18 protein-coding genes and 2 pseudogenes are annotated in these 21,057 nt (G+C 64.6%); 11 read left to right on the plus strand and 9 right to left on the minus strand.

Translation table 11 applies throughout. The annotated features are described in order from the left end of the window. The first annotated feature begins 51 nt into the window (after positions 1–51). The 7 genes from sucD (at position 52) to K0M74_RS03300 (ending at position 9,609) form a co-directional block, all read left to right on the plus strand. Positions 52–942 carry a succinate--CoA ligase subunit alpha gene (gene sucD / locus K0M74_RS03270; RefSeq protein WP_293967932.1) on the plus strand — a complete coding sequence of 297 codons (891 nt, stop codon included), beginning with the start codon at positions 52–54 and terminating at the stop codon, positions 940–942. A gap of 91 nt (positions 943–1,033) precedes the next feature. Continuing rightward, positions 1,034–3,856 (plus strand): 2-oxoglutarate dehydrogenase E1 component, encoded by a 2,823-nt coding sequence (locus K0M74_RS03275; RefSeq protein ID WP_293967935.1) that lies wholly within the window; start codon positions 1,034–1,036, stop codon positions 3,854–3,856. A gap of 32 nt (positions 3,857–3,888) precedes the next feature. Then, positions 3,889–5,130 (plus strand): 2-oxoglutarate dehydrogenase complex dihydrolipoyllysine-residue succinyltransferase, encoded by a 1,242-nt coding sequence (gene odhB, locus K0M74_RS03280; RefSeq protein WP_293967938.1) that lies wholly within the window; start codon positions 3,889–3,891, stop codon positions 5,128–5,130. Positions 5,131–5,228: 98 nt separating this feature from the next. Continuing rightward, positions 5,229–6,638 carry a dihydrolipoyl dehydrogenase gene (gene lpdA, locus K0M74_RS03285; protein WP_293967941.1) on the plus strand — a complete coding sequence of 470 codons (1,410 nt, stop codon included), beginning with the start codon at positions 5,229–5,231 and terminating at the stop codon, positions 6,636–6,638. Positions 6,639–6,662: 24 nt separating this feature from the next. Next, positions 6,663–8,000 carry an amidohydrolase gene (locus tag K0M74_RS03290; RefSeq protein ID WP_293967944.1) on the plus strand — a complete coding sequence of 446 codons (1,338 nt, stop codon included), beginning with the start codon at positions 6,663–6,665 and terminating at the stop codon, positions 7,998–8,000. Positions 8,001–8,006: 6 nt separating this feature from the next. Then, entirely contained in the window at positions 8,007–8,639 is a 633-nt protein-coding gene (locus tag K0M74_RS03295) for a trimeric intracellular cation channel family protein (RefSeq protein WP_293967947.1), read from the plus strand. 67 nt (positions 8,640–8,706) lie between these two features. Then, positions 8,707–9,609, plus strand: coding sequence for an alpha/beta fold hydrolase (locus K0M74_RS03300; protein WP_293967949.1), 903 nt, complete (start codon positions 8,707–8,709; stop codon positions 9,607–9,609). 129 nt (positions 9,610–9,738) lie between these two features. On the opposite strand, the gene sppA is transcribed toward K0M74_RS03300, so the two are convergent. The 6 genes and pseudogenes from sppA to obgE all read right to left on the minus strand — a co-directional run bounded on the left by sppA (position 9,739) and on the right by obgE (position 16,749). After that, positions 9,739–11,721 (minus strand): signal peptide peptidase SppA, encoded by a 1,983-nt coding sequence (gene sppA, locus K0M74_RS03305; protein ID WP_293967952.1) that lies wholly within the window; start codon positions 11,719–11,721, stop codon positions 9,739–9,741. A gap of 77 nt (positions 11,722–11,798) precedes the next feature. After that, positions 11,799–12,698, minus strand: coding sequence for an NAD(P)-dependent oxidoreductase (locus K0M74_RS03310; RefSeq protein WP_293967980.1), 900 nt, complete (start codon positions 12,696–12,698; stop codon positions 11,799–11,801). 178 nt (positions 12,699–12,876) lie between these two features. Continuing rightward, positions 12,877–13,983 carry a glutamate 5-kinase gene (gene proB / locus K0M74_RS03315; protein ID WP_293967983.1) on the minus strand — a complete coding sequence of 369 codons (1,107 nt, stop codon included), beginning with the start codon at positions 13,981–13,983 and terminating at the stop codon, positions 12,877–12,879. Between the two features lie 256 nt (positions 13,984–14,239). Next, positions 14,240–14,434: pseudogene (locus tag K0M74_RS19795) on the minus strand (DUF2059 domain-containing protein); the annotation flags it as partial. Between the two features lie 408 nt (positions 14,435–14,842). After that, a complete protein-coding gene (locus K0M74_RS03320) occupies positions 14,843–15,649 on the minus strand; it encodes a MipA/OmpV family protein (RefSeq protein ID WP_293967954.1) in 807 nt (268 codons plus the stop codon). 50 nt (positions 15,650–15,699) lie between these two features. Then, on the minus strand, positions 15,700–16,749 hold the full coding sequence (gene obgE, locus K0M74_RS03325; RefSeq protein ID WP_088444065.1) for a GTPase ObgE: 1,050 nt from the start codon (positions 16,747–16,749) through the stop codon (positions 15,700–15,702). Between the two features lie 299 nt (positions 16,750–17,048). Between obgE and K0M74_RS03330 the strand changes: the two genes are divergently transcribed. Next, the gene (locus K0M74_RS03330) at positions 17,049–17,504 is read left to right on the plus strand and encodes a PA2169 family four-helix-bundle protein (RefSeq protein ID WP_293967958.1); all 456 of its coding nucleotides are present in this window, start codon (positions 17,049–17,051) and stop codon (positions 17,502–17,504) included. A 64-nt stretch (positions 17,505–17,568) separates the two neighbouring features. Here K0M74_RS03330 and K0M74_RS03335 read toward each other — a convergent pair whose 3' ends face one another. Next, the gene (locus K0M74_RS03335; protein WP_293967961.1) at positions 17,569–18,168 is read right to left on the minus strand and encodes a TetR family transcriptional regulator; all 600 of its coding nucleotides are present in this window, start codon (positions 18,166–18,168) and stop codon (positions 17,569–17,571) included. Positions 18,169–18,225: 57 nt separating this feature from the next. Here K0M74_RS03335 and K0M74_RS03340 point away from each other — a divergent pair, with 57 nt between their 5' ends. Further along, positions 18,226–19,116 (plus strand): metal-dependent hydrolase, encoded by an 891-nt coding sequence (locus tag K0M74_RS03340; RefSeq protein ID WP_293967964.1) that lies wholly within the window; start codon positions 18,226–18,228, stop codon positions 19,114–19,116. A 3-nt stretch (positions 19,117–19,119) separates the two neighbouring features. On the opposite strand, the gene K0M74_RS03345 is transcribed toward K0M74_RS03340, so the two are convergent. After that, positions 19,120–19,515, minus strand: coding sequence for a hypothetical protein (locus K0M74_RS03345; RefSeq protein ID WP_293967966.1), 396 nt, complete (start codon positions 19,513–19,515; stop codon positions 19,120–19,122). A 103-nt stretch (positions 19,516–19,618) separates the two neighbouring features. On the opposite strand from K0M74_RS03345, the gene K0M74_RS03350 reads away from it, so the two are divergent. Continuing rightward, positions 19,619–20,167, plus strand: a complete 549-nt coding sequence (locus K0M74_RS03350; RefSeq protein WP_293967969.1) for a hypothetical protein — start codon at positions 19,619–19,621, stop codon at positions 20,165–20,167. A 31-nt stretch (positions 20,168–20,198) separates the two neighbouring features. After that, positions 20,199–20,735: a GNAT family N-acetyltransferase gene (locus K0M74_RS03355; protein ID WP_293967972.1), complete on the plus strand. Its 537-nt coding sequence runs from the start codon at positions 20,199–20,201 to the stop codon at positions 20,733–20,735. A 48-nt stretch (positions 20,736–20,783) separates the two neighbouring features. On the opposite strand, the pseudogene K0M74_RS03360 reads toward K0M74_RS03355, so the two are convergent. Beyond that, positions 20,784–21,057, minus strand: a pseudogene (locus K0M74_RS03360) (3-dehydroquinate synthase); the annotation flags it as partial.

The following is a 21,057-nucleotide window of genomic DNA, read 5'->3' on the forward strand; positions in this document are numbered from 1 at the left end:
GCGCCCGGTGCTTGCGCCGGGCGGGCTGACTCTCCCCAGGAGAATTAGAATATGTCCATTCTCATCGACAAAAACACCAAAGTCATCACGCAAGGGATGACCGGTGCGACCGGCACCTTTCACACCGAACAAGCGCTGGCTTACGGCACGCAAATGGTCGGCGGCGTGACGCCGGGCAAGGGCGGCACGACGCATATTGGCCTGCCGAACTTCAACACCGTCGAGGAGGCCAAGGCGGCGACTGGCGCGACCGCGAGCTGCATCTATGTGCCGCCCCCCTTCGCTGCTGACTCGATCCTTGAGGCGATCGATGCCGAGATGGAGCTGATCGTCTGTATCACTGAGGGCATTCCGGTGCTCGACATGGTCAAGGTGAAGCGCGCCCTCAGCGGTTCGAAATCGCGCTTGATTGGCCCGAACTGCCCCGGCGTTCTGACCCCCGGCGAATGCAAGATCGGCATCATGCCGGGCAGCATCTTTTCAAAGGGCAGTGTCGGCGTCGTCTCGCGCTCGGGCACGCTGACCTATGAAGCGGTGTTCCAGACGACCAATGCAGGCCTGGGCCAGACGACCGCGGTCGGCATCGGCGGCGATCCGGTCAACGGCACCAACTTCATCGACGTGCTCGAACTGTTCCTCGCCGACGAAGCGACCAAATCGATCATCATGATCGGCGAAATCGGCGGCGACGCCGAAGAGCAGGCAGCGCAGTTCCTGATCGACGAAGCCAAGCGCGGCCGCAAAAAGCCGATGGCGGGCTTCATCGCGGGCCGTACCGCGCCGCCGGGGCGCCGCATGGGACATGCCGGCGCGATCGTGTCCGGCGGCAAGGGCGATGCCGAAAGCAAGATTGCGGCGATGGAAGCTGCGGGCATCACGATGTCGGCCAGCCCCTCCGAACTCGGCACGACCCTGGTCGAAGTGCTGAAAGAACGCGTGTGATTTAAGCGCCCGCTGGCAACAGTCGTTGTCAGCGGGCGTTGCTCCCCATATCCTCCCCGGAGCCATTTCTCTTTCGAGAATGGAAATGACAATGAACCTCGAACGACAAAGCTTTGACATCGATGAGCCGCAGGCCGGTCCCAGCTGGGCGCCGAAAAACTGGCCGCCGGTCGACAGCGACGACCTGACCGCCGCGCTCGACCCGCAGCAGATGCAGGTCGCCGTCAAGGCCGCCGCCGCGAAGGGCGGTGCGCCGCTGTCGAACGCCGAAGTCGAACGTGCGGCGAATGATTCGATCCGCGCCATGATGCTGATCCGCACCTATCGCGTGCGCGGGCACCTCGCCGCTAATCTCGACCCGCTGGGGCTGAGCCAGCGCGAGTTGCCGGCAGACCTGACCCCCGAATATCATGGCTTTGTCGGTGCCGATCAGGACCGGCCGGTCTGGCTCGGCGGCACTTTGGGTTTTGAGCGTGCGACGGTGCGGGAGCTCGTAACTGTCCTACGCGCCAATTATTGCGGCAATGTCGGCCTCGAATATATGCACATCGCTGACCTGAAGGAGCGCCAGTTCCTGCAGGAACGGATGGAAGGCGCCGACAAGATCATCGAATTTTCGGTCGAGGGCAAACGCGCCATCCTGAACAAGGTGATCGAGGCGGAGGAGTGGGAGAAATTCCTCGCCAAAAAATATGTCGGGACCAAGCGTTTCGGCCTCGACGGCGGCGAATCCATGATCCCCGCGATGGAAGCCATCATCAAATATGGCGGCCAGTACGGGGTCAAGGAAATCGTCTATGGCATGGCGCACCGCGGGCGTCTGAACATGCTCGCGAACGTGATGGCGAAGCCGTATAAGATCATCTTCCACGAATTTGCCGGCGGATCGGCGAACCCCGATGACATCGGCGGTTCGGGCGACGTCAAATATCACCTCGGCACCTCGACCGACCGCGAGTTTGGCGGCGCTTCGGTGCATATGTCGCTGGTCCCCAACCCTTCGCACCTCGAAGCCGTCGATCCCGTCGTGCTCGGCAAGGTGCGCGCGCAGCAGGTGGTGCGCGACGATTTGACCAAGCATGAGCAGGTGCTGCCGGTGCTGATTCACGGCGATGCGGCGTTTGCGGGCCAGGGGATCGTCTGGGAATGCCTCGGCTTCTCCGGCATCCGCGGATACAATACCGGCGGTTGCATCCACTTCATCGTCAACAACCAGATCGGCTTTACCACCAGCCCGCAGTTCGCGCGCTCGTCGCCCTATCCTTCCGACGTTGCAAAGGGCGTGATGGCGCCGATCCTCCACGTCAACGGCGACGATCCCGAAGCGGTGACCTTTGCGTGCAAGCTCGCGATCGATTTCCGCCAGCAGTTCAAGCGCGACGTAGTCATCGATATGTGGTGCTATCGCCGCTTCGGTCACAACGAAGGCGACGAGCCCTCGTTCACCCAGCCCCTGATGTACGCGCGCATCCGCCAGCATCCGCCGGTGTCGCAGCTATGCGCCGCGAAGCTGGAAAGCGAAGGCGTGATCGACGCCGGGTGGGCCGATGCCCGCCGCGCCGAGTTCATCGCGCGGCTCGAAGATGATTTCGAGGGCGCCAAGAGCTACAAGCCGAACAAGGCGGACTGGTTTGCCGGGCGCTGGTCGGGGTTGCACGCCCCCGCCGACCCCGAAAATTCGCGGCGCAATATCGCGACCGGGGTCAGCGAGAAGCTGTTCGACTCAATCGGCCGGATCATGACGACGGTTCCCGACGACCTCGACATCCACAAGACGCTGCGCCGCGTCATCGACGCGCGCGGTGCGATGTTCGCCGACAAGAGCGACAAGGAAGTATTCGACTGGGCGACTGCCGAAAGCCTCGCCTTCGGTACCTTGCTCAGCGAGGGCTATCAGGTCCGTCTATCTGGGCAGGATTCGGGGCGCGGCACCTTCAGCCAGCGCCACGCCGTCTGGGTCGATCAAAAAGACGAGCGCAAATATGTGCCGCTGACCACCGTCCCGCATGGCCGGTTCGAAGTGCTCGACAGCCCGCTGTCCGAATATGGCGTGCTCGGGTTCGAATATGGCTATGCGATGGCCGACCCGAAGTCACTGGTTCTTTGGGAAGCGCAATTCGGCGATTTCGCCAATGGTGCGCAGATCATGATCGACCAGTTCATCGCATCGGGCGAGGCCAAATGGCTGCGCGCCAACGGGCTCGTGATGCTGTTGCCGCATGGGTACGAAGGGCAGGGGCCCGAGCATAGCTCGGCGCGCCTCGAACGCTTCCTGCAACTGTGCGCGGGCGACAATATCCAGGTGTGCAATATTTCGACCCCGTCGAACTATTTCCACGTCCTGCGCCGCCAGATGCTGCGTCCATTCCGCAAGCCGCTGGTCCTCATGACTCCCAAGTCGCTGCTCCGCCACAAGCTGGCGGTGTCACAGCGGAGCGACTTCATCGGCGAGGCGCATTTCCGCCGCATCATGTCCGACCGCGCCGTGCTCGAAGATAAGGACGTCAAGCGCGTCGTGCTCTGTTCGGGCAAGGTCGGCTATGACCTGATGGAAGCGCGCGACGCCGCGGGGCTGACCGACACGACGGTCATCCGCATCGAACAGCTTTATCCCTTCCCAGGCGAAGCACTGAGCGTGCGGCTGAAGCGTATGCCGAAGCTGGAAGACGTGGTGTGGGCGCAGGAAGAACCGCGCAACAACGGCGGTTGGTCCTTCGTCGAACCCTTTATCGAGGACGCGCTGACCGATGCCGGAAAAAAGGGCATGCGCCCGCGCTACGCCGGCCGCACCGCCGCGGCATCGCCCGCGACGGGCCTGATGAGCCGTCACCAGACCGAGCAGGCGGCGCTTGTCGCCGACGCGCTCGGCCTGAGCGTCCGCGCCGAAATCCGCCGCAGCAAGAACAAAGCCTGATCCAAGCTTAAGCCCCCCAAGGAACTGCACTTATGAGCACCGAAGTCAAAGTCCCCACGCTGGGCGAAAGCGTCACCGAAGCGACGATCGGCGAATGGCTGAAACAGCCGGGTGACGCGGTCGCGCTCGACGAGCCGATCGCCAGCCTTGAGACCGACAAGGTCGCGGTCGAAGTTCCGTCGCCCGTCGCCGGGGTGATGGGCCAGCAGGTCGCCGCGGTCGGCGACACCGTCAATGTCGGCGCGACGATCGCAACGATCGAAGCGGGTGACGGCAAGGCCGCCGCGCCCGCGACTGCTCCCGCCGCAAAAGCCGAAGCAGCCGCTCCGGCTCCCGCCGCGACCGCTCCAGCGCCCGCAACCGAGGACAGCGGCGACGGCGTCACCACCCTGTCGCCCGCGGTGCGCCGTCTCGTGCTCGAGCATGGTCTCGACCCGAGCCGGATCAAAGGCACTGGCAAGGATGGCCGCCTGACGAAGGAAGACGTCCTTGCGGCCGCCAATGCGGCGCCCGAAGCAGCGCCCGCCGTTGCGGCTGCGCCGGCGGCAACGCCCGCCGCATCAGGCGCGCCTGGCCGCCGCGAGGAACGCGTCAAGATGACGCGGATGCGTCAGACGATCGCCAAGCGCCTCAAAGCGGCGCAGGATACCGCCGCGATGCTGACGACGTTCAACGATGTCGACATGTCGGCGGTGATGGCGACGCGCGACAAATATCGCGAGACGTTCGAGAAAAAGCATGGCGTCCGCCTCGGCTTCATGAGCTTTTTCACCAAGGCGGTCGCGCTCGCCGCGCACGATATTCCGGCGGTCAACGCGCGCATCGACGGCGATGAGATCGTCTATCACGACTATCTGGACTTGTCGGTCGCGGTCAGCGCGCCGAACGGGCTGGTCGTGCCGGTCGTCCGCAACGCCGACGACCTGAGCTTCGCCGAAATCGAAAAGGCTATCGCCGACCTTGGCAAGCGCGCCAAGGACGGCACGCTGACGATGGACGACATGACCGGCGGCACCTTCACCATCTCGAACGGCGGCGTGTTCGGCGGCCTGATGTCGACCCCGATCATCAACCCGCCGCAGTCGGCGGTGCTCGGCCTCCATCGCATCGAGGATCGCCCCGTCGTGCGGAGCGGCGAAATCGTGATCCGCCCGATGATGTATCTGGCGCTCAGCTACGACCACCGCCTGATCGACGGACGCGAGGCGGTGACCTTCCTCAAGACGATCAAGGAAGCGATCGAGGATCCGACGCGGTTGCTGATCGATTTGTAATACTGTCGCCCCAGCGAAAGCTGGGGCCGCTATCCCCTGGCGTCGCTCTTGGCAGCCAGCGATCCCAGCTTTCGCTGGGATGACGAACGGAGTTTGAAATGGCTGATTACGACTACGACGTTCTTGTCATCGGTTCCGGCCCCGGCGGTTATGTCGCGGCTATCCGCGCTGCGCAGCTTGGGCTCAAAACCGCGTGCGCCGACGGCCGCGCGACGCTCGGCGGTACGTGCCTCAATGTCGGGTGCATCCCGTCGAAGGCGATGCTGCACGCGTCCGAATATTATGATGCCGCGGCCAACGGCATGATGGCCAAGATGGGGATCGATGTGAGCCCCAAGCTGAACCTGCCCGCGATGCACGCGCAGCGCGTCGACGCGGTCAAGGGGCTGACCGGCGGCATCGAATTCCTGTTCAAAAAGAACAAGGTCGACTGGCTGAAGGGCTATGCCGCCTTCACCAGCAAGGACAGCGTCGAAATCGCGGGCAAAACCTATCGTGCCAAGAACATCATCATCGCCACCGGTTCGTCGGTGACCCCGCTGCCGGGCGTCGATGTCGATAACGACAAGCAGATCATTGTCGATTCCACCGGCGCGCTCGAACTGGCCAAGGTGCCGGATCATATGGTCGTCATCGTCGGCGGCGTTTTCGGGCTCGTGCTGGGCAGCGTGTGGCGCCGCCTGGGCGCCAAGGTCACCTGCGTCGAATTTCTTGACCAGATCCTGCCCGGCATGGACGCGGATATCCGCAAGGATGCGAACCGCATCTTCAAGAAGCAGGGCATCGAATTCAAGCTGAAGACCAAGGTCACCGGCGCGGCGGTCAAGGGCAAGAAAGCCGTCCTGACGCTCGAACCCGCAGCAGGCGGCGACGCGGAAACGCTCGAAGCCGATGTCGTGCTGGTGTCGATCGGGCGGCGCCCGAACACCGACGGGCTGGCGCTCGACAAGGCGGGCCTTTCGGTCAACGCGCGCGGTCAGATTGAAACCGGTCATGATTTCGGCACCCTGGTTCCCGGTATCTGGGCGATCGGCGACGTCATTCCCGGCCCGATGCTCGCGCACAAGGCCGAGGACGAAGGCATCGCCTGCGCCGAGAATATCGCGGGCCAGACGGGCATCGTGAACCACGACGTCATCCCGTCGGTTGTTTACACCTGGCCTGAAATCGCCGGGGTCGGCCTGACCGAAGAGCAGGCGAAGGAAAGGGCCCAAAGTCCTGAAGGCATCAAGGTCGGCAAATTCCCGATGGCGGGCAACAGTCGCGCCAAGACCAACCATGAGCCCGACGGCTTTGTGAAGATCATCGCCGATGCCAAGACCGACCGCGTCTTGGGCGTCTGGTGCATCGCCAGCGTTGCCGGAACGATGATCGCGCAGGCGGCGCAGGCGATGGAATTCGGCGCGACGTCCGAAGACATCGCTTACACCTGTCACGCGCACCCGACGCACAGCGAGGCGATCAAGGAAGCGGCAATGGCGGTGACGGGCAAGCCAATCCACGTCTGATTGGGATCAAAGGGGAGAGAGATTATGGCGAAGCATTGGCTCTGGGCAGCGGCTTCGCTGGCCCTCTCCCTCACCGCGACGAGCGCGCAGGCGGCGCCCGACCTCAATGCCGCCAACGCGCGGCTGACCGCGCTGCTCGACAAAAATTATCCGGCGCTCGACGCGCTGTACCGCGATCTGCATCAGAACCCTGAACTCGGGATGCAGGAGGTGCGCACCGCGGGCATATTGGCGCAACAGCTGCGCAAGGCGGGCTTCACCGTGACCGAAAAGGTCGGCGGCACCGGCGTCGTCGGCGTGCTGAAGAATGGCGACGGCCCGACGATCCTGATCCGCGCCGACATGGACGCCCTGCCGATGGAGGAAAAGACCGGCCTCGCCTGGGCGAGCAAGGCGCGGGCGACTTATGAAGGCAAGGATGTGCCGGTCATGCACGCGTGCGGCCATGACACCCACGTCGCCTATCTGGTCGGCGTCGCGCAGGCGCTCGCCGCGATGCGCGACAGCTGGTCGGGGACGGTCGTCCTGATCGGTCAGCCCGCAGAGGAAATATTGAAGGGCGCAAAAGCGATGCTCGAAGACGGACTGCTGACGCGCTTTCCCAAGCCCGACTATGGCTTTGCCGCGCATGTGCTGAACGGCCCGACGGGGACGGTGGGGATCAAGGCTGGCACCGCATTCTCGGCCTCCGACAGCTATTCGATTACCTTTCATGGCCGCGGTGGTCATGGCTCGATGCCGTCGGCGACGCTCGACCCGATCCCGATCGCGGCGCGCTTCGTCACCGATGTGCAGACCGTCATCAGTCGCGAAAAAGACCCCTATGCCTTCGGCGTGTTGACGATCGGTGCGATCAATGCGGGCAGCGCTCCCAACATCATTCCCGACAGCGCCGAGGTGAAGGTCAACATCCGTTCGCTGACCCCTGAGGTGCGCCAGTTGCTGCGTTCAGGCGCCGAGCGTTCGGCCAAGGCGGCGGCGATGATGGGCAATGCGCCCGCACCGACGATCACCTATCTGACCGGCACCGCAAGCCTGGTGAACGATGAAACGATGGCCGCCAATGGCTTTGAAATCCTCAAGCCGGTGTTCGGCGAAAAATTGCTGTTCGCGCCCGCCAGCGCGCCGCCGGTGTCGGCGAGCGAGGATTATTCGGAATTTGTCGGCGCGGGCATCCCGTCGCTCTATTTCGCGATCGGCGGCTATGACCCCGCGATGCTCGCCGATCTGAAGGTGAAGGGTCAGCCCATCCCGACCAACCATTCGCCCTTCTTTGCCCCCCAGGCTGAGCCGGTGATCCGCGGCGCGGTTTCGGCGATCGTCCTGTCGGTCATCGGCGGGGTGCGGCCGGGGACGAAATAGGCGCCGATGTTCGATTTCGACAATGCGCTGATCGTCCGCCTTCTCGACCTGGCGGGCATCGGCGTGTTCGCGCTGTCAGGCGCGCTGATGGCGGTGCGGCTGCGCCAGACGCTCGTCACTGCGAGCTTCTTTGCGCTGCTCACGGGGGTTGGTGGCGGCAGCGTGCGCGATCTGCTGATCGGCGCCCCGGTGTTCTGGGTGCAGGACGAGGCGATCTCCGTGGTTTGCATCGCGATCGCGCTGATCGTCTGGTCGACGCCTGAGCGTTGGTGGCAGGGGCGCTTGCTCGAATGGGCCGATGCGGTCGGCCTCGCCGCGTACAGCGTGTTCGGAACCGCCAAGGCGATGGCGTGGGGCGTGCCGCCGATGCCTGCATTGCTGATGGGGGTGATCACCGGCTGCGTCGGCGGGATCATCCGCGACGTTTTGGCGGGGGTGCCGTCGATCATTGTGCGCCCCGAAATCTACGTGACCGCGGCGGCGCTCGCGTCGGGCCTGTTCCTGCTGCTGCTCTGGTTCGGCGTCGGCACCCCGGTTGCGGCGGTGATCGGTGCGGTTGCCGGGTTCATCCTGCGCGGCGCGGCGATCCGCTGGTCGCTCGCACTCCCTGCCTATCGCGATCCTAAAACCGGCGGTTAGGCACCCGACTTGACGTTCGCGTCAACTGCGCCATGGTGCAGCAAATCGGCCAAAGGATTTCCGCAGCATGACCATCGCGCAGACGACCGCCAACGGCATCAATATCACCTATGAAGACAAGGGGCCGCGCGACGCGCCCGCGATCCTGCTGGTGATGGGGCTGGGCGGGCAGCTGACATTGTGGCCCGACGAGTTCGTCGACGCGCTGAACACCCACGGATTCCGAACCGTCCGCTATGATAATCGCGACGTCGGGCTGTCGACGCGCTTCGAGGCAGCGGGGGTGCCGAACCTGAAATGGATGTTTGTGAAGGCGGCGATCGGCTTGCCGGTGCGTCCCGCCTATACGCTCGCCGACATGGCCGCCGACGGTATGGCGCTGCTCGATCATCTGGGGATCGACCGCGCGCATATCGTCGGGGCGTCGATGGGCGGGATGATTTCGCAGCATATCGCGGCGCGCTATCCCGATCGCACCCTGTCGCTGACCTCGATCATGTCGAGCACCGGCAACCGCCGCCTGCCGCGGGCGCGCAAGGAAGCGATGCAGGTGCTGGCGAACCGCCCGATGAGGGGCGATCCTGAGGATATGATCGCCTATTCGGTCCGCGCCGCGCGGGTGATCGGTAGTCCGGGTTACCCCGCGGCCGAGGAGCGATTACAGCGCCGCGTCCGCGCCGATTTCGAACGCGGCTGGTATCCGCAGGGCGTCGCACGCCAGATGGCGGCGATTGTTGCCGATGGCGACCGGCGGGCGCTGCTGAAATCGATCACCGCGCCGACGCTGGTTGTGCATGGCGAGGATGATCCGCTGGTGCCGCTGGCTGCGGGACGGGACACCGCCGACAATGTCGCCGGGGCGCGGCTGCTGACGATCCCCGGCATGGGGCATGACCTGCCGCTCGCGCTGGTCGATACGCTGGCCGACGCAATTGCGGGGCATGCAAAGGCTGGGGTCGTCGCGGCGTAACGAACGCACAACTTTCAAAGAGCGTCATTGCGAGCGAAGCGGGCCGAAGGCGGCCGTAGGCCAACCAATCCAAGGCAGTTTACGCTACTCTCGATTGCCGCGTCGCTTCGCTCCTCGCAATGACGACGACTACTTCAGGAGCAGCGCCATCGTCGCAAAGAACCCCTTCGCCTCGGCCTTGCCCGGACGCGGCACGGCGGGCAGATAGCCGCGGCAGTCGAGGCATGATGCCTGCACCGACCCGGTTTGGGTGAGCAGCGCCATATCCTGCATCAGCCGCCTTTCGGTCAGCTGGCGGTTCATCGCCGCGATGCCGAACCAGCCACGCGGCGCGGCGGCGGTTTCTTCTTCGCCCCTGCCCCAGCTGGCGAGCATTTTCGAAAATGCGCTCGGTTCGTCCTCATAATATTTGGCGTGGAAGTCGCCATCGACCTTGGCGAGTTTCGCCGCCGCCGCCAGCGCATCGGGCAGGCCGCCGAACTGATCGACCAGGCCCAGCTGGCGCGCGGTGCCGCCCGCCCATACGCGTCCTTCGGCGATTGCCTGCACCTTCTCCAGCGGCTGTTTGCGGCTTTTCGCGACCAGTCCGGTGAAGCGGGCATAGACGTCCTCGACGCTCGCCTGCGCCAGCGCGTTGAATTCGTCGTTGACGCCGCCGAACACGTCGGGCTGGCCCGACAGCGGCGTCGTCGCGATGCCGTCAGCGGTGACCCCGATCTTGGCGAGCGCCTGATCGAAGCTGGGCAGGATACCGAAAACCCCGATCGACCCGGTGATCGTATCAGGCTCGGCAAAAATGCGGTCGGCAGGGGTAGACACCCAGTAGCCGCCCGACGCCGCGACATTGGCCATCGACACGACGATCGGCAATTTCTTCGCCTTCGCGGCGAGCAAGGCCTGGCGAATTTCTTCGGACGCCAGCACCGACCCGCCGGGCGAATCGACGCGCAGGACAATCGCCTTGGTGCTGCTGTCAGACGCGGCGTCGAGGATATGCTGGGCGACGGTGGTGCCGCCAGCGATGCCGGTCGGTGCCTCGCCATCGACGATCTCGCCGACGACGGGGACAACCGCGATCGCGCTGCCCTTCAGTTCGGGCGGGTTCGCCCCGACCCAGTTTTCGAGCGGGATCGCATTATATTCCCATGGCTTGCTGTCGTCATAAGCGCCGCTGATTTCGGCGACGCGGGTGTTGAACGCCATGCGGCTGCCGAGCTTGTCGACCAACCCGGCGTCGAGCGATGCCTTGGACAGGTCATTGCCCGCCGCGCGCACCGCGCCCGCTGTATCGGCGATATAGGCGTCGATCTTGGCCGCCGGACGCGCCTTTTTGACGTCGGTCAGCCAATTGTCCCACAGCACGCTGGCGTAAGCGAGATTGGCTTCTTTCGCTTCGGGCGACTGATCGCCGCGCAGGAAGGGTTCGACCGCGCTTTTGAAGGTGCCGACGCGGTAGATGTTCGCGGTAATGCCCAAGCGGTCCATCAGGCCCTTGTAATAAAGCCGCGATCCGCCGGGGCCGGCGATCGCAACGCCACCGATGCTGTCGGCCCACACTTCGCTGGCGTGCGAGGCGATCTGATAGCTGTCGGTGGTGTAGGCGGTGGCAAAAGCCAGCACCGGCTTTTTCTTGGCGCGAACCTTGTCGATCGCGCTGCCGATTTCGGCGAGCGAGACCTGCCCGCCGCCGAGGAAGCGGTCGAGATCAAGCACGACGGAGGTCACGCGCTTGTCATTTGCGGCGGTTTCCAGCGCATGAACGACATCGCGGACGCGGATTTCCTTGAGCTGGTCGCTGCCCGACAATGCGGTGAAGGTATCGACTTCGGCAGGCTGTTCGCTGACCACGCCGTCGAGTTCGATCAGAAGCGCGCCTTCGCTGACCGGCAAGCCCGCGTTGGGGCGTCCGGCGAGGAGGCCGAACAGCGCGACGAAGAACAGCAGCAGGAAGATCAGTGCCAGCGCGTCCTTGATCCCGACGAGCAGGTTCCACACTTTGCGCGGAAAGCTGGTCCTCGACCGTGGCTTGTCGTCGCCGGGGAGCGGGCGGCGCACAGGGATCGCCCAGGGGCCGGCGGGATCGTTCGGGGTGGTGGCGGTGGTTTCGGTCATGTCGCAGATCTAGGGATGCGGCTCGCCGTTGGCAATGCACGCTTCGACCGGCGGGTCATGTGGCCCTATCGGCGACATCACAGCCAGCCTTCGCGGCGGTACCAGCGCACGGTTTCGGCGAGCGCGTCGTCGGTTTCCCGCTCTGGGCGCCACAGATCGGCAGGCGGGTGCGCGCCCGCGGTCGCGACCCAGTCGGGGTGCGCGATATAGCGCGCGCGGTCGGGGGTCAGCTTGGCGCGGCCGCGGCGGACGAGTTTGTCGATCTGCCCACCCGCTTTGAGCACGGACCGTGGGACTGCGAGGGTCGAAACATGGCTGCGTCCCACCGCACGCCCGATCGCGCGGGCAAAGCTGCGGTGCGACCAGCCGGTGGGCTTGCCGTCGTCGGGTTCGTAAACTGCACCAATGCTGGCATCGCGATCGGCGGCGAGCGCAACGAGCAGGCGCGCGAGGTCATCGACATAGATCGCCGAGATGCGGCCGGTGGGCGGCAACAGCGCGATGCCGCGCCGTGCCATGCGGAACAGGTCGAGCATTTCGGTATCGCCCGGTCCGAAGACCGCGGGCGGGCGGACGATCGTCCAATCGAGGCCGCTGTCGCGCACGATGATTTCGGCGCATTCCTTCGACCAGCCATAGTTGGAAAGGCCGGGCTCGCGCGCCGCCAGCGACGAGACATGGATGAAGCGTGTTACGCTGGCGCCGCGTGCGGCATCGATGACTTGGCGGGTCGCGGTGGCGTTGCCCGCCTCGAACGCAGCACGCGTCGGGACGTTGACCACCCCCGCAATGTGCATCACGACGTCGCTGCCCGCGGCCATTTCGGCAAGGCTGTCGGGCTTGTCGAGCGCGCCCGCGATCCATGTCACGCCTGCGCGCTCGGGCTGGGGGCGGCGGGTGAGGGCTCGGACATGCCAGCCTTGCTCGACCGCTTGCCGCATCGTCGCGCCGCCGACGAAACCGGTTGCCCCGGTCATCGCCAGGACAGCGGTCAAATTTCGATCCTCCCCGCTCGCGGGGAGGTGGCAGCGGCGTAGCCGCTGACGGAGGGGGGGCGCGTGTGCGCGCGACGTTGAGAAAGGACGTCAAATCCCTCCACCACCGCTTCCCGCCAGGTCCCCTGCCCACAAGTGGGGAGGGTCTGGAAGTGGATTTTCACAGTAGCACCATATGGTCGCGGTGGACCATCGCGCTGCGCGGTGCATAGCCGAGCGCTGCTTCCTGCGCGTCGCGGCCGAGGCCGACAATCGTCGCGGCATCGGTTGCGGGATATTCGGAAAGCCCGCGCGCAATCACGACACCGTCGGAACCGACGATATCGAGGACGTCGCCGCGCGCGAAGCTGCCCGTTGCGGTCTGCACCCCCGCAGCGAGCAGGCTGGCGCCGCCGCGCAGCGCGCGGGCAGCCCCGGCGTCGATCGTCAGCCGCCCCTTGGCGGTGAGCCCGCCCGCGAGCCACGCCTTGCGCGCGCTCGCGCCTTTTTCGGCGACGAACAGGCTGTGCCGCGCGGCGGTCGACAGCGGCCGGTCGATGCGTCCCGAGGCGATCGCCAGATGCGCGCCCGCGGCATTGGCGATGCGTGCCGCAGCGATTTTTGACACCATGCCGCCCGATCCCATGCCCGACGCCGATCCGGTATCGGCCATCGCCTCGATCGCGGCATCGATGCGTTCGACCCGCTCGATATGTTTGGCGCCCGACAGTGCCGGGTTTTTGTCGTAAAGTCCGTCGATGTCAGACAGCAGCACCACACCGCCCGCCCCCGCCGCCTGCGCGACGCGCGCCGCCAGACGGTCGTTGTCGCCAAAACGGATTTCCTCGGTCGCGACGCTGTCATTTTCGTTGATGATTGGCACGACGCCCAGACTGAGCAGCCGGTCGAGCGTCGCCGCGGCATTCAGATAACGCCGCCGGTCCTCCAGATCGTCGAGCGTCACCAATATCTGCGCCGCGGTCAGCCCTTCGGCCGCCAGTACCTCGGCCCACACCTGCGACAGCGCAATCTGCCCAGTCGCTGCGGCCGCCTGTGCATCTTCCAATGTGCCGCGTCCACCCTTCGCCAGTCCCAGCCGCCGCGCGCCGAGTGCGATCGCGCCCGACGAAACAACGGCGACCTGCTGTCTGGCGCGGGTCCGTTCGGCAATGTCGGCAGCGATGCCCGCCAGCCAGTCACGCCGCACCGCACCATCTGGATCGACGAGCAGTGCCGACCCGATCTTGACGATCAGACGCGAACAGGTGGCGGGGGGAAACAGGCTCATCGCGCCGCCGATAGCGCGATGCACCGTCGTCGCCAATGCGAATGTCATGATGGCGTCGGTTGACGTAATTTACTTCCAAAGTTGTCGAACTTGTCTCTGCATCGACCCCGCAAGGACCAGACCGGCGCGGGCGCCGGGAATGGCGGGCAGAGTGCGGCAGCTTGTTGTGGAGATTATGTCACCGGAATAATGTAGGAAAGCACTAATTTTGCGGGTGGGGATGTCTGTTTTGGGGGTGGCAAGCTGACCGAATGTCCTATCGGGTCCGATAGAGCTCAACCGCCTGTCTTACGAGCAATTCTTCGGTCTCTTCCATATTGGTGCCCGTGTAAGCCTCCATTCGCCATGTTCCGTCGAGATAGTGCTCGCCGAGTGGTGACTCCAAAAAGCTCACGATTCCGCGCAGCTCTTCCTCGGTGAATTCCCAGTTGATATGGCTCTCATATGCTTCCTGATATTGAGGGCGATATTTCTCATAGGCCCTTTCAGCGCGTCAATGGGGCCGGTCCACTGCTCAATCAGTGTGCTGTTCCGTGGAGCATTTTCAGTGCCTTGCGCCCATCCCAGCTCGGGCATGAAAGCGTATCTTTCTAGAAAACTCCCTGTGTCGATCCGGCCTTGAAGGCCAGATGCCTTCATAAACTTATGAATCAGAACCGACTTCTCTGCGCTTGGCGGGGAGGATTCCTGTGCGGACGGCGCAATCATCGCTTGGGAACTTTGCGGCTCCGCGTTAGCCGGCGAATTAAGGCCGAGGGTCAGCAGAGCAATGCAAATTAGCCTTTTCATTCAGGCACTATGACATCTTTGCCGACGGCCGCAATCGGTCGATTACGGCCGTCACGGCAGGCAAGGCTGATTAGCGGCTGCCGCCGAAGGTGTAGCTGAAGGCGACACCGACCGACGGCTGGCCGCGGCTGCCGAGTTGACGCGTCACCGGCGAGTCTGCCGCATCGCCGACCAGCCGGTCATAGCGGCCATATACGGCGATGCCCCAGTTCCGCCCGAGCATCCGGTGATAGCCGGCGGTCGCGCCGATCGACTGGACCCCGCCGTCGGCATCATAGGCGGGCAGGCCGGAGGTCGCGGCGGCGGCGGGGGTCACGCCGAAATAGGCGTTGGTGTATTTGGCATCGCCCAGCGTCACGCGCGGGCCGATCGAGAAAAGCCAGTCGTCGCCCTCGCGCGCGATATAATCGGCGCTCACTTCGCCAACCCAGCCCTTGTGGCCGCTCAGTGCTTTGCGGCCTTCGACGCGGACGCGAATTGCGGGCGTGAGGGACACCTGTGCAAAACCGCCGGCTTCAAACGAGAAGCCAACCTTTGGTAGATCGGCGCCAATGTCGGCGACGGTACGTTTGCCGATCAAGCCCAGCGCCGGCCCGAAAGCAAAGTTCCCGGACTGAATGAGCGGTCCGCCAAAGCTCTCGTCGGCGGCCTCGAAGGTGAAGTCGGTTCCGACGCGCTCGCGCGAGACATCGATATAGGGGCCGAACGACAGATCTTTCGATCCGGGCCATGACGGTGACAGCTGCGGCCCAAGGATAACGCGGGTTCGCTTTTCGGAGCCGCTGGCCGCTTCCTGCGCATGGGCAGGAAGGGCGGCGACGCCGAGAATGGGGGCAGCGCAGAGCAGAAACTTGATCGCACGACGGGGAGAGAACATCCGGAATCCCTTGTTGTTTATGCTACAAGGCGCGCGCCCCGTTTAAGTTCCTAAACCGGCGACCAGTCGGTCGTTTCTTCGCCCTCGTCGTTGCGCACGACGGGGCGCTTTTCGGGGCCGATGATTTCAAGCAGCTTGTCGAGGATCGCGGGCACGCCCGCACCGCTCGCGCCCGACAGCGCCATCACCGGCGCGCCGCTTGCTTCGGCAAGCTCGGCCGACAGCGCCGCAACCAGTTCATCGTCGAGCGTGTCGATCTTGTTGAGCGCGACGATCACCGGCTTATCGATAAGATCGGCGCCATAGGCTTCGAGCTCGTCGCGGACGATGCGGTAGCTGGTGGCGACATCCTCGTCATTGGCGTCGACGAGATGGAGAAGCACGCGGCAGCGTTCGATATGGCCGAGGAATCGGTCGCCGACCCCGGCGCCGTCGGCGGCGCCCTCAATCAGGCCGGGGATGTCGGCGACGACAAACTCATTGCCCTTGTGGCTGACCACCCCGAGTTGCGGGCGCAGGGTAGTAAAGGCGTAAGCGCCGACCTTCGCCTGCGCGTTGGTGACGCCGTTGATGAAGGTGGATTTGCCCGCGTTGGGCAGCCCGACGAGGCCCGCGTCGGCGAGCAGCTTGAGCCGCAGCCACACCCACTTCTCCTCGCCCGGCCAACCGGGGCCGTGCTGGCGCGGGGCGCGGTTGGTGCTCGTCTTGTACGATGCGTTGCCGCGCCCGCCGTCGCCGCCGCGCAGGAAGACGAGCGTCTCGCCTTCCTTGGTCAGGTCGGCGAGCAGACTGCGGTCCTCGTCGTCGTCGAGGATCTGGGTGCCGATCGGAACCTGAATGACGAGGTCGGGTCCGCCCGCGCCGGTGCGATCGCGCCCCGCGCCGGGGGTACCGCGCTTGGCCTTGAAATGCTGCGTGTAGCGAAAGTCGATCAGCGTGTTGAGCCCGGCGACGGCTTCGAAGATGATGTCGCCGCCCTTGCCGCCATTGCCCCCGTCGGGGCCGCCATATTCGACATATTTTTCGCGCCGGAAGCTGACCGCACCGGGGCCGCCGTCGCCGGACTTGATGTAGATTTTTGCTTGGTCGAGGAAATGCATGGGAAGCCTTCGGAGCGGAAAACATCGCGTTCGCATCGCGTGAAGCGGCGTCGGCGATGGTCCTTATTCATGTGGCGGCGTCACCTTTGGCGACGTCGCTCGGCACGAACTGTGTGGTTGGGTTGCGCACCCCTTAGTCGCAGCGCGCCGAAATGGCCAGTTTTGTGATGCATCCGCGATCGGTTCGACGAAATGCGCTGGCGCAGCGCCAAGCCGACGCAACTTTACGGGCGGGTGCTCGTTGGGTGGGTAAGGCATCGCACGATGCTCGACCCGGAATTTTCCCGAAAGGATTTCAAATGTTTGACAACAAGAATGTCAGCACGCTCAATTCGCTGATCGCCACCACGCTCGACAGCGTCGATGGCTATCGCAAAGCCGCCGAAGAGGCGAACGCGGCGCAGTTTCGCGACATCTTTCTCAACCGTGCCAATGAGCGCCAGACGATCGTCACCGCCTTTCAGACCAAGGTTCGCGAACTTGGCGGCAATCCCGAAGACGATGGTACTGTGCTCGCATCGGCGCACCGCGCGTTCCTGGGTCTGCGCGACGCGCTGACCGGTGACCGCAACGATTCGGCGGTTGTTGCCGAGGTCGAGCGCGGCGAGGATCACATCAAGGCGAAGTTTGAAAGCGCGCTGAAGGACGGCGATCTTGATCCGGCCGTGCAGCAGCTGATCCAGAGCAGCTTTGCCTCGGTCCGCGACGGCCATGACCAGATGTCGGCGCTGAAGCATCAGCTTAACGCCAGCTAAGACCTTCTCCCGCCCTCCCGGAGAAGCATGGAAACGGCGGTCCCGATAATCGGGGCCGCCGTTTTTATTTGGGGTTTTGCGCCGCCCAGAAATTCGCGATGCGGCCGGTGATGAGCTCGCACGCCAGCGCGCGCGCGGTATCGCGCGGCAGTCCGAGCGCTTCGGCCATTGCGCCGCCGAGCTGAGCGTCGCCGAGCGCCATCAGCACCAGCGCCAGCGTGTCTTCATGCATCAGGCGCTTTTCGTGCGCGTCGGGCGCCATGCCGTCGATCAGCTTATGGATCGCATCGACGATCGGATCGAGCGCATCCTCGTTGCCCGTCGCCGCCATCCATGTGGCGAGCGCACCCGCGCCGCCGCTGTCGAACGCGTCAAACGCCAGGTCGACGATCTCGCGCACATTGCGCTCGCCCGGGGGGGATGCGGCCATTTTTTCGCCGATCGTCGCGCACACGGTTTCGGCGAGATAGGCGGCGAGCGCCTTTTGCAGCCCCGCCGCGCTGCCGAAATGGTGGAGCAGATTGGCGTGGGTGCGGTCGATGCGCCCCGCGACCGCCTTCAGCGTCACCGCCGCCGGCCCGGTTTCGATCAATATTTCGCGCGCGGCCTGAAGGGCAACGAACCGGCTCTCCTCAGGACTCAGGCGCTTCTTCACTATTGACATGCTTGTAAGTAAACCCTAGATATTTCCCCATCGCCCCTTTTCGACGGTATGAACCATATGTCCAGCCTTTCCCTCTCCCCGACCCCCGCCGACCTGTCGATCACGCCGCGCGACATGCGCTTTGGCCGTGAGGACAAGCAGGGCCGCTGGTGGCTGAACGGCGACCCGATCGCCTCGGCTTTCCACACCGCGCTGTCGGTAACCTTCCCGCGCGGCGAGGCGATGTTCATCGAAGCGGTCAAGGCGCACCGTGACGGCGTGCCCGACAAGCTGGCGCGCGAAATCCGCGCCTTTACGCAGCAGGAAGTGATCCACAGCCGCGAGCATGTCGTGTTCAACAAGAAAGCGGCCGAAGCGGGTTACGACCTCAGCGAGCTGGAAGCCGACGTCAACCAGGTGCTCGACCTGATCAAGCAGCGCCCCCAGATCGTCAACCTGATGGCGACGATCGCGCTGGAACATTATACCGCGATGATGGCATCGGTGATGCTGCGCGACGAAAGCATGTATGCGGGCGCCGAGCCCGAATGGGCAGCGCTGTGGAAATGGCACGCGATCGAAGAGATCGAGCATAAGGGCGTCGCCTACGACACCTGGCTGCACGCGACCAAAGACTGGAGCCGGTTCAAGCGCTGGCGCGCCAAGTCGATCATGATGCTGCTCGTCACCAGCCGCTTCTGGCCGAAGCGGATCAAGGGCATGAAGAATCTGCTCAAGCAGGACGGGCTGACCGGCTGGCGCGTCACCGCGCGTATCTGGTGGTATCTGCTCGGGTCGCCGGGGGTGCTGCGCAAGAGCTTCCTGCCGTGGCTCAGCTATTTCCTGCCCGGTTTCCACCCGTGGAACCACGACGATCGCGCGCTGATCCAGAAATATGAAAGCGACTATGCAGACGCGGTGATGCCGGCGCATGCGTCGGGGCCGGATTTGGTCGCCGCTGCGGCTTGAGGATCAGTCGTCGGTAGCGACGAGCGCCCGCGGTGCAATGCGGTAGCCCCAGACGCACAGCCCGAGCATGAACAGGTTCGAGACGAGGTCGATCGCCATCAAACGCGTCATCACCGGCACGACAAACACGAAATAATAGTTGAACCAGAAAAAGGGCAGCAGCGCCGCGCCGTAGATGACGAAGGTGCTGCGGGTCCAGCGGCTGAACGCGATGAACAGCCCGCCGAGCACCGCCTGTGCCCCGAAACAGCCCAACAAGAGCGCGCTCGTCGTGCTGAGATGCTGATATTCGGGACTGATCCCCAGGCGTTCGACCATGTGCGGCGTGACGAGGCACCAGGCGCCGAGGATCAGAAAGGGCAGGGCAAGCAGGCGCTGCGGCCAGAGGGGCGTCAACATGACGCGATATTATCAGCCTGGCGCGCGCCCGCCAATGCCGGGCTGGACGCGCTGGCCGTGGTCCCATATCCCCCTGCGGGTGGAGGGGACCATGCAACCACAAATGACCGCTGCGGAAGTCACGCAGCTCGAGCTACAGTTGGCAGGACTATCGTCACTGCTCGAATTCGGCTGCGGCGGCAGCACGCTGGTCGCGGCGCGGCAGGTGCGGCGGATCGTCAGTGTCGACAGCGATCCCGCTTGGTTGGCCAAAGTGCAGGCGGACATTGCGGGCGAAGCGGTGGAGTTCACGGCGTTCCACGCCGACATCGGGGCGGTCGGCGAATGGGGTTATCCGACCGACGAAAGCCGCCTGCGCGACTGGCCGCGCTATCACAGCCAGATCTGGCGCGGGATGAGCGGCAGCCCCGATGCGGTGCTGATCGACGGGCGCTTTCGCGTCGCATGCCTGTTGCAGGCGATCATCCACTGCAAACCCGACTGCATCCTGCTGTTTCACGACTTTCCGGACCGGCCCTATTATCAGGCGGTGCTTAAGCATGTCGATGTGCTGGCGCGCGTCGATACGCTCGCGGTGATGCGGACGAAGGCGCAGGTCGATGGCACTGCCGTGCTGCACGACCTGTTCGATCATTTTCTCAACCCCGATTGACCCGCCCGCCGCGCTTCGGCACATCCGCGCCATGCCTGTCGTCGCACCTGTCATCGAAACTGCCCGCCTCCGCCTGCGCTCCGGGCGGCTGGCCGATAAGCATAATCATGTCGCCATGTGGGCCGATGAACGGGTCACGCGCTTTATCGGCGGCGAACCGCGCGCGCCCGATGTCAGTTGGGGGAAGTTTTTGAGCGCGGCCGGATTGTGGCCGGTGATGGGCTTTGGTTATTGGGTATTCGCCGACAAGGCGACCGACGCGCTCGTCGGAATGGGTGGCCTGTCCTATTTCGGGCGCGGCATAGCCGAGCTGGAGGGATTGCCCGAGGCAGGTTGGGCGTTAGATGCCGATCACTGGGGTGCCGGATTTGCGACCGAAGCGATGACCGCTGCATTGGGGTGGGCGGACGCCAACCTTGATGCGCCCGAGGTGCGGTGCATTATCGATGCCGGCAATGATGCGTCCGAGCGCGTCGCTGCCAAGCTCGGATTCCGGTGCATCGGCGAAAGCGATACGCTGGGGCATGTCGTGGCGATCTATTCGCGGAGGCGCGGCGGGTCGCTTTAGCCCGGATTGCCAACGGCTTCATACGGCCCAAGGTTTCGCCTGGCGGTGCTAGCGTGTCCGTTCCCGTTCCAGAAATTCGCCGACGACTTTCAGTCCAAATTCGTCGGTGACGAAGCTCTGGCCGATGCCGCGGGTCAGAATCAGCGGCAATTTGCCGCCGCGCACCTTCTTGTCATGCGCCATATGCGCGGCCAGCGCCGCGCCGTCGGCTTCGACCCCCGCGCTTGCCAGATCGTTCGGCAAGCCGACCGCGGCGAGATGCGCGCCCCCCCGGGGGGCGGGCGGGCGCGGGGGCCGACCATTGAAATGCGCAAAAAGGAGG

This window comes from Sphingopyxis sp. (assembly GCF_019459305.1).
GTDB lineage: Bacteria > Pseudomonadota > Alphaproteobacteria > Sphingomonadales > Sphingomonadaceae > Sphingopyxis.